The 15959-nt window shown below is 70.9% G+C and carries 18 protein-coding genes; 17 read left to right on the forward strand and 1 reads right to left on the reverse strand.

Annotation, left to right across the window (positions count from 1 at the left end; translation table 11 throughout):
* Nucleotides 1-9 precede the first annotated feature (9 nt).
* Nucleotides 10-1548 carry a methyl-accepting chemotaxis protein gene (locus tag ACODTB_RS18675; protein ID WP_291114415.1) on the forward strand — a complete coding sequence of 513 codons (1539 nt, stop codon included), beginning with the start codon at nt 10-12 and terminating at the stop codon, nt 1546-1548.
* A gap of 113 nt (nt 1549-1661) precedes the next feature.
* Here ACODTB_RS18675 and ACODTB_RS18680 read toward each other — a convergent pair whose 3' ends face one another.
* Nucleotides 1662-2339, reverse strand: coding sequence for a phosphatase PAP2 family protein (locus ACODTB_RS18680; protein ID WP_291114412.1), 678 nt, complete (start codon nt 2337-2339; stop codon nt 1662-1664).
* Nucleotides 2340-2579: 240 nt separating this feature from the next.
* Here ACODTB_RS18680 and ACODTB_RS18685 point away from each other — a divergent pair, with 240 nt between their 5' ends.
* The 16 genes from ACODTB_RS18685 (at nt 2580) to fabG (ending at nt 15959) form a co-directional block, all read left to right on the forward strand.
* Nucleotides 2580-2819, forward strand: coding sequence for an acyl carrier protein (locus ACODTB_RS18685; RefSeq protein WP_291114409.1), 240 nt, complete (start codon nt 2580-2582; stop codon nt 2817-2819).
* A 3-nt stretch (nt 2820-2822) separates the two neighbouring features.
* Nucleotides 2823-4079, forward strand: coding sequence for a beta-ketoacyl-[acyl-carrier-protein] synthase family protein (locus tag ACODTB_RS18690; protein ID WP_291114406.1), 1257 nt, complete (start codon nt 2823-2825; stop codon nt 4077-4079).
* Nucleotides 4080-4104: 25 nt separating this feature from the next.
* Nucleotides 4105-4389, forward strand: a complete 285-nt coding sequence (locus ACODTB_RS18695; RefSeq protein ID WP_291114403.1) for a phosphopantetheine-binding protein — start codon at nt 4105-4107, stop codon at nt 4387-4389.
* 1 nt (nt 4390) lies between these two features.
* Nucleotides 4391-5053 carry a COG4648 family protein gene (locus tag ACODTB_RS18700; RefSeq protein ID WP_291114400.1) on the forward strand — a complete coding sequence of 221 codons (663 nt, stop codon included), beginning with the start codon at nt 4391-4393 and terminating at the stop codon, nt 5051-5053.
* Nucleotides 5050-6405 carry an AMP-binding protein gene (locus ACODTB_RS18705; protein WP_366833155.1) on the forward strand — a complete coding sequence of 452 codons (1356 nt, stop codon included), beginning with the start codon at nt 5050-5052 and terminating at the stop codon, nt 6403-6405. Before ACODTB_RS18700 ends, ACODTB_RS18705 begins: the two co-directional genes overlap by 4 nt.
* Nucleotides 6392-6700, forward strand: a complete 309-nt coding sequence (locus ACODTB_RS18710; protein WP_366833153.1) for an ApeI family dehydratase — start codon at nt 6392-6394, stop codon at nt 6698-6700. The genes ACODTB_RS18705 and ACODTB_RS18710 overlap by 14 nt, the downstream gene beginning before the upstream one ends.
* On the forward strand, nt 6697-7602 hold the full coding sequence (locus tag ACODTB_RS18715) for a lysophospholipid acyltransferase family protein (protein ID WP_291114395.1): 906 nt from the start codon (nt 6697-6699) through the stop codon (nt 7600-7602). The genes ACODTB_RS18710 and ACODTB_RS18715 overlap by 4 nt, the downstream gene beginning before the upstream one ends.
* Nucleotides 7599-8162 (forward strand): LolA-related protein, encoded by a 564-nt coding sequence (locus ACODTB_RS18720; protein WP_291114392.1) that lies wholly within the window; start codon nt 7599-7601, stop codon nt 8160-8162. Before ACODTB_RS18715 ends, ACODTB_RS18720 begins: the two co-directional genes overlap by 4 nt.
* A complete protein-coding gene (locus ACODTB_RS18725; RefSeq protein WP_488929622.1) occupies nt 8159-10498 on the forward strand; it encodes an MMPL family transporter in 2340 nt (779 codons plus the stop codon). Before ACODTB_RS18720 ends, ACODTB_RS18725 begins: the two co-directional genes overlap by 4 nt.
* Nucleotides 10495-11133 (forward strand): alpha/beta hydrolase, encoded by a 639-nt coding sequence (locus ACODTB_RS18730; RefSeq protein ID WP_291117246.1) that lies wholly within the window; start codon nt 10495-10497, stop codon nt 11131-11133. Before ACODTB_RS18725 ends, ACODTB_RS18730 begins: the two co-directional genes overlap by 4 nt.
* A gap of 1 nt (nt 11134) precedes the next feature.
* Complete coding sequence (locus ACODTB_RS18735) at nt 11135-11941, forward strand: polysaccharide deacetylase family protein (RefSeq protein ID WP_291117248.1); 807 nt, start codon at nt 11135-11137, stop codon at nt 11939-11941.
* On the forward strand, nt 11938-12660 hold the full coding sequence (locus ACODTB_RS18740) for a methyltransferase domain-containing protein (protein ID WP_291117251.1): 723 nt from the start codon (nt 11938-11940) through the stop codon (nt 12658-12660). The genes ACODTB_RS18735 and ACODTB_RS18740 overlap by 4 nt, the downstream gene beginning before the upstream one ends.
* Nucleotides 12661-12722: 62 nt before the next feature.
* Nucleotides 12723-13919 (forward strand): beta-ketoacyl-[acyl-carrier-protein] synthase family protein, encoded by a 1197-nt coding sequence (locus ACODTB_RS18745; RefSeq protein WP_291117253.1) that lies wholly within the window; start codon nt 12723-12725, stop codon nt 13917-13919.
* Nucleotides 13916-14710 carry a beta-ketoacyl synthase chain length factor gene (locus ACODTB_RS18750; protein ID WP_488929623.1) on the forward strand — a complete coding sequence of 265 codons (795 nt, stop codon included), beginning with the start codon at nt 13916-13918 and terminating at the stop codon, nt 14708-14710. The genes ACODTB_RS18745 and ACODTB_RS18750 overlap by 4 nt, the downstream gene beginning before the upstream one ends.
* On the forward strand, nt 14707-15243 hold the full coding sequence (locus ACODTB_RS18755; protein ID WP_488929624.1) for a hotdog family protein: 537 nt from the start codon (nt 14707-14709) through the stop codon (nt 15241-15243). The genes ACODTB_RS18750 and ACODTB_RS18755 overlap by 4 nt, the downstream gene beginning before the upstream one ends.
* Nucleotides 15240-15959 carry a 3-oxoacyl-ACP reductase FabG gene (gene fabG / locus ACODTB_RS18760; RefSeq protein WP_291117258.1) on the forward strand — a complete coding sequence of 240 codons (720 nt, stop codon included), beginning with the start codon at nt 15240-15242 and terminating at the stop codon, nt 15957-15959. The genes ACODTB_RS18755 and fabG overlap by 4 nt, the downstream gene beginning before the upstream one ends.

Genomic DNA, 15959 nt, shown 5'->3' on the forward strand with positions numbered 1-15959 from the left:
GCTTCCCGCATGAAACTCAATGACATCAAGGTCGGCAGCCGCCTGGCGGTTGCTTTTGGACTGGTCCTGCTGATCACCGCACTGATGGCCGGTGTCGGCGTCTGGCGCCTGCAGGAGCTGATGCAGACCACGCGCGCCCTGACCGGGGAAGACAACGAAAAGCTGCAGCTGGCCGTGCGCTGGCGCCAGACCATCGACGTGAACTGGGTCCGAACCCGGGCGGCGATCCTCGATTCCGACACCAGCCGCATCCCGATGTGGCAGGCCGACATGGACAAGACCTCCGAGATCACCACCGCTTCGCGCAAGCGCATGATCGAACTGGTTCACTCCGACACGGGCAAGGCGCTGATCGCCGACATCGACGCCGCACGCGAGGCCTACCGCACGCCGCGCGCTGCTGTGCTCAAGGCCCGCATGGCCGGCGAAGACATGAGCGCCGCACTCGACCGCGACCTCAAGCCGCTGGCCGAGGCCTACATCAACGCCATCTTCAAGCTGGAGCAGCGCCAGCAAGGCATCTACGACGCAGCCCTGAAGGAAGCCGAAGAGAAGGCCGCGAACGGTCGCAACATCCTGATCCTGGGTGGCGTGCTCGCGACCCTGCTGGGTGCGGCCGCCGCTTTCGTGCTGAGCCGCTCGATCACCGTGCCGCTGCGGCAGGCCGCCGAGGGTGCACGCCTGATCGCCGACGGCGACCTGACCCGCGCCATCCGCGCCGAAGGCCGCGACGAAGCCGCCCAGCTGCTGCAGGCGCTCAAGGGCATGCAGGACAGCCTGGGCCGCGTGGTCTCCAACGTGCGCGGCAACGCCGAGGGCGTGGCCATGGCCAGTGCTGAAATTGCCCAGGGCAACAACGACCTGTCGGCCCGCACCGAGCAGCAGGCCAGCGCGCTGGAAGAGACCGCCGCCTCCATGGAGCAGCTCAGTTCCACCGTGCGCCAGAACGCCGACAACGCGCAGCAGGCCAACCAGCTCGCGATGAGCGCCTCCACCGTGGCCCAGCAGGGTGGCGAGGTGGTCGCCCAGGTGGTGGACACCATGCGCGACATCAATGACAGCAGCCGCAAGATTGCCGACATCATCGGCGTGATCGACGGCATCGCCTTCCAGACCAACATCCTGGCGCTGAACGCCGCGGTGGAAGCGGCGCGCGCCGGTGAACAGGGCCGTGGCTTTGCCGTGGTGGCCGGTGAAGTGCGCAACCTTGCGCAGCGCAGTTCGGAAGCGGCCAAGGAAATCCGCAGCCTGATCACCGCCAGCGTGGAGCGCGTGGAGCAGGGCAGCTCGCTGGTCGACCGTGCCGGCGTGACCATGACCGAGGTGGTGAACTCGATCCGTCGCGTCAACGACATCATGGGCGAGATCAGCGCGGCCAGCCAGGAGCAGAGCTCGGGCGTGGCTCAGGTCGGCGAGGCCGTCACGCAGATGGACCAGGCCACGCAGCAGAACGCGGCGCTGGTGGAGGAAAGCGCGGCCGCGGCCTCCAGCCTCAAGACCCGCGCCGAGCAGATGGTGCAGGCCGTGGCGGTGTTCAGGCTGGGCTGAGGAAACACCCCCTGCGCCGCTTTGCGGCTCCCCCCTCTGTGGCGCGCCTTCGGCGCTTCGAGGGGGCGGCATCTCGGGCCGGCGCAGCCGGACCCTTGATGCCCCTGGATGGGCTATCTCATGCGCTGCGGATCGCGCTGCGCTGCGGTGAAGTGCAGGGCCAGCCAGGCGAAGACCGCCCCCACGGTGGCCCCGGCCAGCACGTCGAGGAACACGTGCTGGCGTATCGCCATCGTGGACCAGACGATCACCCCGCAATGCAACACGCTGAGCCAGCGCAGCGCGGCCGGCGCACCGGTCTGCCGGAAGATGCGCTGGAACCAGAAGGCCGAGAACACCGCCGAACCCACGTGCAGCGAGGGACAGGCGTTGCCCGAGGCGTCGATGCCTTTCAGGAAGGCCAGCCGGGGATGCTGGGACCAGTCGATGTCGGTCAACGGTGTCTGGGTCGGGGCCAGCCAGAACAGCGCCAGGCAGAACACGCACAGCGCACCCACCCACAGGCCGTAGCGAAGCAGTTCGCGCAGGTCGGGCAACAGGGCGGGCGCCAGCGACACGTAGACCCACAGCGACACGTAGGCGTAGAAGGCACCGGGCAGGAACGGCACCCAGTCGTCCACCACGAGCGTGGGCATCATGAGCGGTTCGGCCATCGGGTGGTGCAGCACCCAGAAGTAAGCCTGGAAGAACAACACCATGAACGCCATGGTGCCGAAGGCCTTGAGGTACCACAGCGTGACGAACCGGGACAGGAGCTGGCGGTACCAGGCGCGTTCGGTGGGGATGGGCATGGGTGTGGGTGGGGCCGGCGCAGGGTGGCGGGCCTAATGTACGACACACGTGTGACAGCCGGCCTTCCTGTAGCCTCTTTGTATAATCCCATGCCCTGTGAAGCAAGGGCGGCGCGCCCGCCCAAGGCCGTACCAGAACCCCAAGACGGTCCTTGCTTCGGAGGAGTTCCCCCATGTTCGTTTTGCGCATCGGCTTGCGTACAGGCCCCACCGTGCCAGTCTCCTCCTTGGGCAATCTTCATGAGCTCCACTGAACTGATCCGCACCTTCCTCGTCGACCGCCTGGGCGTCCAGCCCGATCAGGTGCTGCCCGAGGCCTTGCTGGCCGAGCTCGGGGTGGACTCGCTGATGCTGGCCGAACTGATGTTCGAAGCCGAGGACCGGCTGGGCATCGACATCCCCTCCGACGTGCAGCCGCCCAGGACGGTGGCCGAGATGCAGGCCGTGATCGATTCGCTGGCCGCGCTCAAGGCCAGCTGAACCATGCGCTCTCACCGCGTCGCGATCACCGGCATCGGGGTGATCAGCCCCTACGGCGGTGATGCCCGGGACTTCTTCGAACGCCTGCTGGCGGGCGAATCCGCCGTGCGCCACCTGCGGGTGACGCAGGATCTGCCGCGCCCGCTGTCCCACCCGTTCGTGGGCTGCGCTGGCTTCGACCCCGAGGCCGCGCTGGGCAAGCCGCTGGCGCTGATGATGGAGCGTTTCGCCCAACTCGGCGTGGCAGCGGCCTTCCAGGCCTGGGAGCAGGCCGGCCTGGCGCGCCAGGCCATGGACACCGAGCGCGAGGCCTGGGGCTGCATCTGGGGCACCGCCCTGGGCGGCCTGGAGGCGCACGAGCGCGGTGGCCGCGATCTGTGGATCCGGGGGCGCGACCGCGTCTCGCCGCTGTCGGTGGTGCAGGGCATGAACAACGCGGTCAACGCCCACATCTCCATCCAGCTCGGCCTGGGCGGCGTGAGCACCAGCCACACCGCGGCCTGCGCGTCCTCCAGCATCGCCATCGGCGAGGCCTTCCGGCGCGTGCGCAGCGGTGAGGCCACGGTGATGGTCACCGGCGGCTCCGACGTCTGCCAGTCCTACAGCGTGTTGCGCGCCTGGGAAGCCATGCGCGTGATGGCACCCGGCGACGCCGACACCGCGCCCGCCGCCTGCCGCCCGTTCGCGGCCGACCGCGCCGGCCTCGTGCTCGGCGAAGGCGGGGCGGCGCTGGTGCTGGAGGCCTGGGACCACGCGGTCGCCCGCGGCGCGACCATCCATGGTGAAATCGTGGGCTATGGCACCAGTTGCGATCACAGTCACCTGGTCCGCCCGCACCGGCAGGGCCAGGTGCGCGCCTTGCGCGCCGCGCTGGCAGACGCCGGCCTGGCGCCGGCCGAGGTCGGCTACGTCAACGCCCATGGCACGGCCACCCCCGAGGGCGACCCGGTGGAGATCGCGGCCCTGTGCGAAGTGTTCGGCGATGGCGCTTCGGAGTTGCCCGTGAGCGCCACCAAATCCATGCACGGCCACCTGCTCGGCGCCGCCGGCGCGATCGAGGCCGTGGCCACCGTGCTGGCGCTGCGCGAGCAGGCCATTCCGCCCACCGCCCACCTGGCCGGTCGCATCGACCCCGCCTGCGAGGGCGTGGACCACGTGCTGCAAGGCCGCCGCCAGGTGCCGCTGCGCGCGGCGCTGTCCAATTCCTTTGCCTTCGGTGGCAGCAACGCCGTGCTGGCGTTCCGCGCGCCGCCCCTTTGAAGACCCCTTTTCCCGAGTGACCGTCATGACCCAACCCGTCTCCCCTGAAACCGTCGATGCCCTCTGGCCCGAGGTGGTCGCGCTGATCATCGAAGCCCTCAACATGGAGCTCGCGCCCGCCGAGGTGGATCCCGACGGGCCCTTGTATGGCGACGGCATGGGCCTGGACTCCATCGACATGCTGGAGATCTCGCTCGTCATTTCCAAACGCTATGGTTTCCAGATGCGTTCGGACAACGAGGACAACGAGAAGATCTTCGCCTCGCCGCGCGCCCTGGCTGCCCACATCGCCAGCCAGCGCACCCAATGAGATGACCGCCTCCACGCTGCTGCGGGACCTCGGTGCGCTGCTCCTGATGGTGGCCTGGGTGATCGCGGCGCACGTGGGCAGCAACGGCTGGGGCAATGCCGACTTCAACGCCGCCGTGGCCGTGCTGCCCATCGCCGTGGCCGTGCTGATGGCACTGTGGCGCCTGTCCCATTGGGCCGTGCGCGGGGCCGGTGTGCTGGCCCTGGGCGCCTTGCTGGCCTGGCTCTGGCCGCAGCTGCGCCACAACGTGGCGCTGCTGTATTACATCCAGCACCTGGGCATCCACATCGCACTGGGCGTGCTGTTCGGCAAATCGCTGCTCGGCCCCGGCGACGCCCTCATCACCCGCATGGCGCGGCGCATCTTCGGGACCGAGCTGTCCGAGCGCAAGCTGCGCTACACGCGCGGCGCCACGCTGGCCTGGACGGTCTTCTTCTTCGCCAATGCGCTGGTCTCCACGGGGCTCTTCATCTGGGCGCCGCCGGCCATCTGGTCGATCCACGCCAACGTGCTGACCGGTCCGCTGATCGGCCTCATGTTCCTGGGCGAGCACCTCGTCCGCCTGCGGGTGCTGCCGCCGCACGAACGCCCGGGCCTGGCCGACATCCGGCGGGCCTACCAGCGCGAGTCGGCGCGCCGCAGCACCGCGCCACCGCCGCCATGAACGACACGACCCTGCCGCTGATCGGGGCTCACGGGCTCGACGATGTGTTCGCCTGGCGCGCGCAGAGCGCGGTGCGCGTGCGCGAGTTCCTGGCCGATGCGCACGCGCTCGCCGCCCGCCTGCCCGAAGGCGGCTGGCTGCTCAACGTGTGCGAAGACCGCTACCACTTCGCCGTCGGTTTCGCGGCGGGCCTGCTCGCGGGCAAGGTCAGCCTGCAGCCCTCGTCGCAGTCGCCGGAAACGCTGCAGCGCCTGGCGGCCGATTACCCCGGCGTGTCCTGGCTGGGCGACCGGCCAGAGGCGGTGCCCGATCTGCCCGGGATGGTCTTTCCCGACCTCGCTGCCAGCCCTCGGCCTGAGGTCAGCGACATGCCCGAGGTGGACGCCGAGCGCGTCGTCGCCATCCTGTTCACCTCAGGCTCGACCGGCCTGCCCCAGCCGCACCGCAAGACCTGGGGCAAGCTGGTGCTCAATGGCCGCGCCGAAGCCACCGCCCTGGGTCTGATGCAGCGGCCGCAGACCATCGTCGGCACCGTGCCCATCCAGCACAGCTACGGCTTCGAGTCCACCTTCCTGATCGCGCTGCACGGCGGCTGCCGGTTCGCGGCCGGCAAACCCTTCTACCCGCAGGACATCGTGGCCGCGCTGGACGCCGTGCCGCGCCCGCGCATGCTGGTGACCACACCGTTCCACCTCTCCGCGCTGCTGGCGTCGGAACTGCCGCTGCCGCCCATGGACCTGGTGCTCTCGGCCACCGCGCCACTCAGCCCCGATCTCGCGCGCCGCGCCGAAGAGCGCTGCGGCGCGCCGGTGCACGAAATCTACGGCTCCACCGAATCCTCCGCGCTGGCCAGCCGCCGCACGCTGGACGGCGCGGCCTGGCAGCTGATGCAGGCGGTGCGGCTGGAACACGAAGGCGATACCACCTACGCCATCGGCGGGCATGTCGAAGGCCGCGTGCCGTTGGCCGACATCATCGAGTCCGGCTCCGAGGGCTGTTTCCTGCTGCACGGCCGCCATGCCGACCTGATCAACATCGCCGGCAAGCGCACCTCGCTGGCCTACCTGAACCACCAGATCGGCGCGCTGCCCGGCGTGGTGGACGCGGCCTTCTTCCTGCCCGATGAGCTCGGCGACGACGGCGTGACGCGCCTGACCGCCTTCGTGGTCGCGCCCACGCTGGACGGCCGCGCGCTCTTGGCCGGCCTGCGCCAGCGGCTGGACGCGATCTTCCTGCCGCGCCCGCTGGTGTTCGTCGAGGCACTGCCGCGCAACAGCACCGGCAAGCTGCCGCGCCAGGCCTTGCAGGCGCTCTACGCCGAGAAAGTGGGCCCAGGCCATGGACGCGGCTGAGTTCCACTGGACCGTGCCGCCCGATCACCCGGCGCTCGCCGGTCATTTCCCGGCGCGGCCCATCGTGCCGGGCGTGGTGCTGCTCGATCAGGCCCTGATGTTCGCCGGGCGAATGCTGGAGCGGCCGGCCACGGGCGGATGGCAGGTCGCGCAGGCCAAGTTCTTCGTTCCGGTCGGGCCGTCCCAGCGGCTGCGATTTGCTCTGCAGACCACGCCGCGCGGCGCCATCGCCTTCAGCGTGAGCTGCGAGGATCGCGAAGTGGCGGCGGGCAGCCTTGTGCCACCGGCGCCATGAGGGGCGACACGCCACCCGAGTGGATGCGCCAGCGCGAACGCAGCCACCTCGGCGCGCTGCGGTTCATGGTCTGGCTCTCGCTCACGCTGGGCCGCCCCTTCGGCCGGCTGGTGCTGCGCTTTGTCACCCTGTACTTCGTGCTCTTCTCGCCCCGCGCGCGCCGCGCCGGCCGCGACTACCTGCGCCGCGCGCTCGGCCGGGCACCCAACTGGCGCGACGGTTACCGGCACGTGTTCAGCTTCGCGAGCACCGTGCACGACCGCGTCTACCTGCTCAATGACCGCTTCGACCTGTTCGACATCACGCTCGTGGGCGACGACGCCTTGCACGAAACCTTGCAGCGCCAGCGCGGCGCCCTGCTGCTCGGCGCCCACCTGGGCAGCTTCGAGGTTCTGCGGGTGATGGCCCATGCCCGGGCCCACGCGCCCGTGGCGATGATGATGTACGAGGACAATGCGCAGAAGATCAACGCCATTCTCAACGCCATCAAACCAGGCGCCCGGCAGGATGTGGTGGCGCTCGGCCACCCCGATACCATGCTCAAGGCGCGCGACAAGCTCGACGACGGCTATCTGGTGGGTCTGCTGGCCGACCGTTCCCTGGCCAATGACAGCACGGCAGAATGCCAGTTCCTGGGGGCGCCGGCGCGGCTTGCGATTGGACCTTGGCGCATGGCCGCCATGCTGCGCCGGCCGGTGTTCTTCATGGCTGGCCTGTACCTGGGCGGCAACCGCTACGAACTGCGCTTCGAGCAGCTGGCCGATTTCTCCGCCGTCGAGCGCGGCGAACGCGACGCCGCCATCGCGCAGGCCATGCAGGCCTACGCCGACCGCCTGAGCGAACTCTGCCGCCGGGCGCCTTACAACTGGTTCAATTTCTACGATTTCTGGCAACGCACATGATCCGACGATTCCTCACCGGCCTCCTGCTGCTGGGCTTCACCGCCCTGGCGCACGCCGCCCTCGACCTCGACCAGCTGATGGCCGAGCTCGCCCGCAACCCCGGTGGGCAGGCGAAGTTCGTCGAGAAACGCCACCTCGCGCTGCTGGACAAACCCGTCATCGCCACCGGCGAGATGCGCTACACGCCGCCCGACCGGCTGGAGAAACGCACGCTCACGCCCCAGGTCGAGACCATGGTGCTCGACAAGGACACGCTCAGCCTGGAGCGCGACCGCCGTCGCATGACGATCCGCCTGAGCGCGCGCCCCGAAGTGGCGGCTTTCGTGGACAGCATCCGCAGCACGCTCGCGGGCGACCGCGCCGCGCTGGAGCGCAACTACAAGCTCTCGCTCAGCGGCAGCCTGGAGGCCTGGGTGCTCGTTCTGGTGCCCAACGACGAGCGCATCACCAGCCTGCTCAAGAGCATCACCGTCAAGGGCGTGCGCCAGCAGGTGCTGGGCATCGACTACCTGCAGGCCGATGGCGACCGCACCGAAATGACGATCGAGCCGACGCCATGACCCGAAGCGTGTGGCGTGCCCTGCTGATCTGGCTGGCGGCGATGGCCGTCGGCTTGGGCCTGTTGTGGAACACGCGTTTCTCGGCCGACGTCTCCTTCTTCCTGCCGTCCAAGCCCACGCCCGAGCAGTCGGTCATGGTGGACCAGCTGCGCGAGGGCGCGGTCTCGCGCCTGCTGATGCTGGCCATCGTCGGCGGCAGCGCCGACCAGCGCGCCGACGCCTCGCGCGCGTTGCGCGCCTCGCTCAAGGACGAGCCCAGCCTGGACACGGTGCAAAACGGCGAGGCCGAGGCGCTGGACGCCGCGCGCGATTTCCTGCTCGACCACCGCTACGTGCTCAGCGGCGCCGTCACGCCCGAGCGCTTCAGCGTGGAGGGCCTGCGCAGCGCGGTGAATCACAGCGTGGACCTGCTCAGTTCCTCGGCCGGCCTGCTGTTCAAGCCCTACCTGGCGCGCGACCCCACCGGCGAGCTGGTGGAACTGGTCTCGGGCCTGAACGCCGGCGTGCAGCCCAACGAGCAGGACGGCGTGTGGGCCTCGCGCGACGGCGAACGCGCCATGCTGGTGGTGCAGACGCACGCCCTGGGCTCCGACACCGACGGCCAGGCCGCCGCCATCGACCTGATCCGCGAGCGCTTCGCGCAGGTGCAGCAGCAGCCCGGCATGGAGGGCCTGACGCTGGAGATGTCGGGGCCGGGCCTGTTCGCGGTGCGCGCGCGCGCCACCATCCAGGAAGAGGTCAGCCGCCTCTCGCTCATCAGCACGGCCATCCTCGCGGTGATGCTGGGATTCGTCTACCGCCGTGGCCGCCTGATGTTGCTCACGCTGGTGCCGGTGCTCAGCGGCACCCTCGCGGCCATCGTGATGGTGGGCCTGGTGCACGGCACCGTGTTCGGCATCACCGTGGGCTTTGGCGCCGCGCTCATTGGCGAGGCGGTGGATTACGCCATCTACTACTTCGTGCAGTCGGGGCGGCAGGGCGTGGGGTCCTGGCGCGAGCGGTACTGGCCCACCATCCGCCTGGGCGTGCTCACCTCGGTGCTCGGTTTCGGCGCGCTGCTGTTCTCGGGTTTTCCGGGCCTGGCGCAGCTGGGCCTGTACGCCATCACCGGCGTTCTCACGGCCGCGCTGGTCACGCGCTACCTGCTGCCCCAGCTTGCGGGCCCGGGCGTGCACCTGCACGACGGCGCGCGCCAGGGCCGCCTGCTGCGCCCGCTGGTGGACCATGCCACCGTGCTGCGCTGGCCGCTGCTGGCGCTGGTGCTGGTCTCGTGCGTGTACCTGGTGCAGGAGCGCCACGGCGTCTGGCAGTCCGACCTGTCCGCGCTGTCCACCGTGAGCCAGGCCGAAGGCGAACTCGATGCGCGGCTGCGCGGCGACCTGGGCGCGCCCGATGCGCGCTACATGGCCGTGATCACCGCGCCCGACCGCGAGAGCGCGCTGCAGGCCGCCGAGCGTGCCGGTGCGAAGTTGCGGCCACTGGTCGAGCAAGGCCTCATCGGCGGTTTCGACACCCCGGCGCGTTTCCTGCCGAGCGAGGCCACGCAGGCCGCGCGCCGCGCCAGCCTGCCCACGCCGGATGAGCTGCGCGAGCGGCTGCGCAGCGCGCTGGTGGACGCACCGCTCTCGGCCGATCGACTGCAGCCTTTCCTGGACGACGTGGCAGCCGCGCGCGGCGCGCCCAAGCTCACGCGCCAGGACCTCGAGGGCACGGGCCTGGGGCTGGCGGTGGATGCGCTGCTGATGCAACGCCCCAGCGGCTGGAGCGTGCTGCTGCCCCTGCGCCCCTCGGCCGAGGCCACGGGCGCGGACATCCCGGTGGCGGCCGTGCGCGAGGCGCTGGCCGGCAGCGGCGCGCTCTTCATCGACCTCAAGGGCGAGTTCGACACGCTGTACGGCGAGTACATCGACGAGGCCATCGTGCTCTCGCTCGCGGGCTTTATCGCCATCGTCGTGGCCATGGCCTTCGTGCAGCGCAGCGCGCTGCGGCTGGCCAGCGTGATGCTGCCGCTGGTGATGGCGGTGCTGGTCGTGACCGCCGGCCTGCACTTCTTCGGCGAGCGCCTGCACCTGCTGCACCTGGTGGGCATGCTGCTCACCGTGGCCGTGGGCTCCAACTACGCGCTGTTCTTCGACCGCCTCGCGCTCGGCGAGGCGCTGGACGACGAGACCCTGCTGTCCATCGGCGTGGCCAGCTTCACCACCGTCATCGGTTTCGGTGTGCTGGCCTGGTCGACGGTGCCGGTGCTGCACGCCATCGGCGTGACGGTGGGGCCGGGCGCGGTGCTGGCCCTGGTGCTGTCGGCGGCCTTCGCCGTCAGAAGGCCCGCGCCGTGAAGGCCTTGCGCACGGTCGGCAGCGCAGGCGCTGCGCCGCAGCTGCTCGTGATGCTGCCCGGCGTGGCCATGCGGCCCGAAGAGCTCTTCGAGGCCGGTTTCTCCGACGCCATCGAACGCCGGGGCCTGGCGCTGGACCTGCTGGCGGTGGACCTCAGCGGGCTCGGGCTCGACGCCGTCGACACCTGGGACGCCTTGCAGCACCAGGTGCTCACCCCGGCGCGCGAGCGCGGCGCGCGCGTGTGGCTGGGCGGCATCTCGCTCGGCGGCATGGTGGCCATGGCGCACCTGGCCGCGCGGCCCGGCGTGGCCGACGGCTTGTGCCTGCTCGCGCCCTACCCGGGCAGCCGCCCCAGCGTGAATGTGATCGAGCGTGCCGGGGGCATCGATCGCTGGCAGCCCAGCGCGCAGGACCTGCAGGACCCCGAGCTGCGCGTGTGGCAGTGGCTGCGGCAGCCGCCCGCCGAGCTGCCGGTGTTTGTCGGCCACGGCACGGAAGACCGGTTTGCCGCGCGCATCGCGCAACTGGCCGAGCGCTTCCCGGCCGCATCGCGCCACACCGTGCCGGGCGGGCACGACTGGTCGGCCTGGCGGCCGCTGTGGGCGCGCTTCCTCGATGCCGGGCACTTCCACTGACATGGCCACGAAGCGCTGGAGCCCATCCCCTTTCCTGAGCGCGAGCGCCGCCGTGCACGGCGCGGCCGTGCTCGGCACGCTGGCCATGCCGGCCGCCTGGCCCTGGGCGGTGGGGGCGCTGGTGGCCAACCATGCGCTGCTCGCCGGTGCCGGCCTGTGGCCGAGTTCGCGCCTGCTCGGCCCCAACCTGATCCGCCTGCCCGAGGCCTCGGTGCAACGGCGCGAGGTCGCGCTGACCATCGACGACGGGCCCGACCCCGAGGTGACGCCGCGCGTGCTTGACCTGCTCGATGCGGCGAACGCGAAAGCCAGTTTCTTCTGCATCGGCCGCATCGCCGAGCAGCACCCAGCCCTGTGCCGCGAGATCGTGCGGCGCGGCCACCGCGTGGAGAACCACGGGTACGCGCACAGCAATGCGTTCTCGCTGTTCGGTCCGGGCGCCATGCGTCGCGACATCGTGCGCGCGCAGGCCACATTGACCGAGATCACCGGCCAGGTACCGCGTTTCTTCCGCGCCACGGCCGGCCTGCGCAACCCCTTCCTCGACCCGGTGCTGCACGGCCTGGGCCTCGCGCTCGCCACCTGGACACGCCGTGCCTACGACACGCGCACCGGCGACCCCGAGCGCGTGTTCCAGCGCCTCTCGCAACACCTGGGCCCGGGCGACATCGTGCTGATGCACGATGGCCACTGCGCCCGCACCCCCGCTGGTGAACCCGTCATCCTCGTGGTGCTGCCGCGCCTGCTGCAGACCCTCGCCGAGCGCCAGTTTCCTCCCGTCACCCTGAACCAAGCCCTGCCCCCATGAGCCGCCAATCCGTCCAGCTGCTGGTCAACGAAGCCAGCCAGACCTTCCGCCCCAGCGGGCGCTTCGCCTACCACTACGCGCGCGGCAAGCTCGGTTACGACAGCATCTTCCACGAGATGCTGCGCCGCGGCCTGCTGCCCGAAGGCGGTCACTACCTCGACCTCGGCTGCGGCCAGGGCAGCCTGTTCGCCTGGCTGCTGGCCGCGCGCCGGCTGCACGAGCAAGGCCACTGGCCGGCGGGCTGGGCGACGCCGCCACAGCCCAGGAAGCTGCGCGGCATCGAACTGATGCAGCGCGACGTGGACCGCGCCGCGCGCGCCTTCGGCCCGCAGCACCCGGTGGTGCGGGTGGAGCAGGGCGACATGAACGCGGTCGACTTCGGCCGGCCCGATGCCATCCTCATCCTCGACGCGCTGCACTACTTCAGCCACGAACAGCAACGCGAGGTGCTCGCGCGCATCCGCCAGGCGCTGCCACCCGGGGGCGTGTTCCTCACCCGCATCGGCGATGCGGGCGCGGGCCTGACTTACCGCATCTGCAATGGCGTGGACCGCCTCGTCACCTACACGCGCGGGCACCGCCTGCCGCGCCTGTACTGCCGCACCCTGCAGGACTGGGTGGCCGAGCTGCAGCAGCTGGGCTTCGTGGTCGAGACCGAGCCCATGAGCGGGCGCAAGCCCTTCGCCAACGTGATGCTGGTCTGCCGGGTACCGCACTGAGCGCCGGCGGTTTTCCTGCCACCATCTGAGACAATGCCCGACCCCGTTTTTGCCCCCTGCCCGTGAAGCCCCTGCTGCTGTCCGCCTACACCGCCACCACCTGCCTGGGGGTGGGAATCGATGCCCACCGAGAGGCCGTGCGCCAAGGCCGCAGCGGGCTGCGGCCCTGCCATTTCGAAACCGTGGAACTGCCGACCTGGGTGGGTGAGATTCAGGGCGTGGACGCCCAGGCGCTGCCCGCCTCGCTGGCCGCCTACGACTGCCGCAACCACCGCCTGGCCTTGCTCGCGCTGCGCGCCGACGGCTTCGAAGACCGCGTGCGCGCCGCCGTGCGGCGCCATGGCGCGGGCCGCGTCGGCGTCTTCATGGGCACCAGCACCTCGGGCATCCTGGAGACCGAACTCGCCTACCGCCGGCGCGATCCCGCCAGCGGCGCGCTGCCCGCCGCCTTCAGCTACGCCACCACGCACAACCCGTATTCGCTCAGCGAGTTCCTGCGCGAACACCTGGGCATCACCGGCATGGCCATGACGATCTCCACCGCGTGTTCGTCCAGCGCCAAGGTGTTCGCCGCCGCCGCGCGCCAGATCGAGCTGGGCACGATCGACGCGGCCCTGGTCGGCGGCGTGGACTCGCTGTGCCTGACCACCTTGTACGGCTTCGCCTCGCTCGAACTCACCTCCGCCGAGCCCTGCCGACCCTACGATGCGGGGCGCGACGGCATTTCCATCGGCGAAGGCGCCGCCTACGCGCTGCTGGAGCGCGGCGCTGACGCCCCCGACGCCCAGGCCGTGTGGCTGCTGGGCGCGGGCGAATCCAGCGACGCGCACCACATGTCCGCGCCGCACCCCGAAGGCCTGGGCGCGAAGCTGGCCATGGAGGCCGCGCTGCGCTCGGCGTCCTTGAACGCGGGCGACATCCACTACATCAACCTGCACGGCACGGCCACGCCGGCCAACGACAGCGCCGAAGGCAAGGCCGTGGCCGCCCTGTTCGGCGACCGCGTGCCGTGTTCGTCCACCAAGGGCGCCACCGGCCACACCCTGGGCGCGGCCGGTGCGGTGGAAGCCGTGTTGTGCGCGCTCGCCCTGGTCGACGGTGTCGTGCCCGGCAGCCCTGGCACGCGCGAACTCGACCCCGCCATCCCGCTGCGCTACCAGTTGCACGGCGAGCCGGCCGCGCTGCGCCATGCGCTCACCAACTCCTTCGGCTTCGGGGGCAGCAACTGCAGCCTGGTGTTCGGGAGGGCGCAGGCATGAACGCACCCCTGACCGCCTGGATCACCGGGATCGGCCTGATCGCGCCGGGCCTGCCCGACTGGCCCAGCGCGCGCGCCGTGCTGCGCGGCGAGCAGGCCTGGGCGCCCGCGCCCTCCGTGCTGCCCACGCCCAGCCTGCTGCCGCCGGCCGAGCGCCGCCGCGCCAGCCGCGTGATCAAGCTCGCGCTGGGCATCGGCCTGGAGGCCGCGGCCGGCGCCGACGTGTCCACCCTGGCCACGGTGTTCAGCGCCTCGGGCTCGGACGGCCACAACTGCCACGCGTTGTGCGAGCAGCTCGCCACCGACGACCGCCACATCTCGCCCACGCGCTTCCACAACTCGGTGCACAACGCGCCCGCCGGCTACTGGGGCATCGCCACGAAGTCGATGGCGCCGTGCCAGGTGCTGTGCGCCCACGACGGCAGCTTCGGCGCCGGTCTGATCGACGCGCTCGGCCAGGTGGTGCTGGACCGCCAGGCCACGCTGCTGCTGGCCTACGACAGCGAGTATCCCGAACCCCTGTTCGCCAAGCGGCCCGTGCCAGACTGCGCGGGCGTGTCCCTGCGGCTCGAGTGCGAGTCCTCGCCGCAGGCGCTGGCGCGCATCACCGTGCAGACCACCGAAGCGCCCGCGCGGCCCCTGGAGCAGGCCACGCTGGAACCCTTGCGCGCGGCCATTCCCGCGCTGCGATCGCTGCCGCTGCTGGAGCGCCTGGCGCAAGGCCGCAGCGGCGAGATCTGTATCGACTACCTGCCCGGCCTGCGGCTCGCGGTCCGGATCGACCCCGCATGAGCGCAGCGCCGGGCCATTCCCAGGCAAGCTCGCACCGCAGCCCGCGGGGCGAAGGTACTCCAGTGAGCCCGGCCACGCTGAGCCACGAGGGCATCGCGGCCCGCATCCCGCACCAGGGCACCATGTGCCTGCTCGACGCCGTCACCGAGTGGTCGGCCGATCACGTGGTCTGCCGGGCGGTGGGCCACACCGACCCGGCGCACCCGCTGCGCGCGCACGGCCGCCTGGGCGCGGCCAACGGCATCGAGTACGCAGCCCAGGCCATGGCGGTGCACGGTGCCCTGGTGGCCGGCACCGAGGCCGCGCCGCGCCAGGGTTACCTCACCAGCGTGCGCGGCGCCACCCTGCACGTCGAGCGGCTGGACGACCTGCCGGGCCCGCTGGACGTGCGCGCCGAGCGCCTCTCGGGCGATGCCTCGAACGTGCTCTACCGCTTCACCGTGGACCACGCCGGCCGCTGCCTGCTCGAAGGGCGCGCGGCCGTGGTGCTCGACGCCGATTCCCTGAACCCCAACAAGGACCCGCAGCCATGAAACGAGCCCTCGTGACCGGCGGCAGCGGCGGCATTGGCGCGGCGATCTGCCAGCGCCTGGCCTCCGACGGCCACCACGTGATCGTGCACGCCAACCGCCAGCTCGACAAGGCCCAGGCCATCGTGTCGGCCATCCGCGAGCGCGGCGGCAGTGCCGAGGCCGTGGCCTTCGACGTGACCGAGCGCTTGGCCACCGCCGCCGCGCTGGCCACGTTGACCGACGCGGGTGCGATCCAGGTCCTGGTGAACAACGCCGGCATCCACGACGACGCCGTGTTCCCCGGCATGAGCGGCGAGCAGTGGGATCGCGTGGTCGATGTCTCGCTCAATGGCTTCTACAACGTGACGCAGCCGCTTACCATGCCCATGATCCGGAAACGCTGGGGCCGCATCGTGAGCATCTCGTCCATCGCCGGCCTCATGGGCAACCGGGGGCAGGTGAACTACGCGGCGGCCAAGGGTGCATTGCACGCGGCGAGCAAGTCGCTCGCGCTCGAACTCGCCAGCCGGGGCATCACCGTCAACGCGGTCGCGCCTGGCATCATCGAGACCGACATGATCGAAGGCGCCTTCGACGCCGAGGCCATCAAGCGCCTGGTGCCCATGCAGCGCGCGGGCCGCGCGGACGAGGTGGCCGAGCTGGTGGCGTTTCTGGTGTCCGACAAGGCGGCCTACGTGAGTGGGCAGGTGATCTCCATCAACGGCGCGATGTGCTGA

Source organism: Hydrogenophaga sp. FG152 (assembly GCF_057809615.1).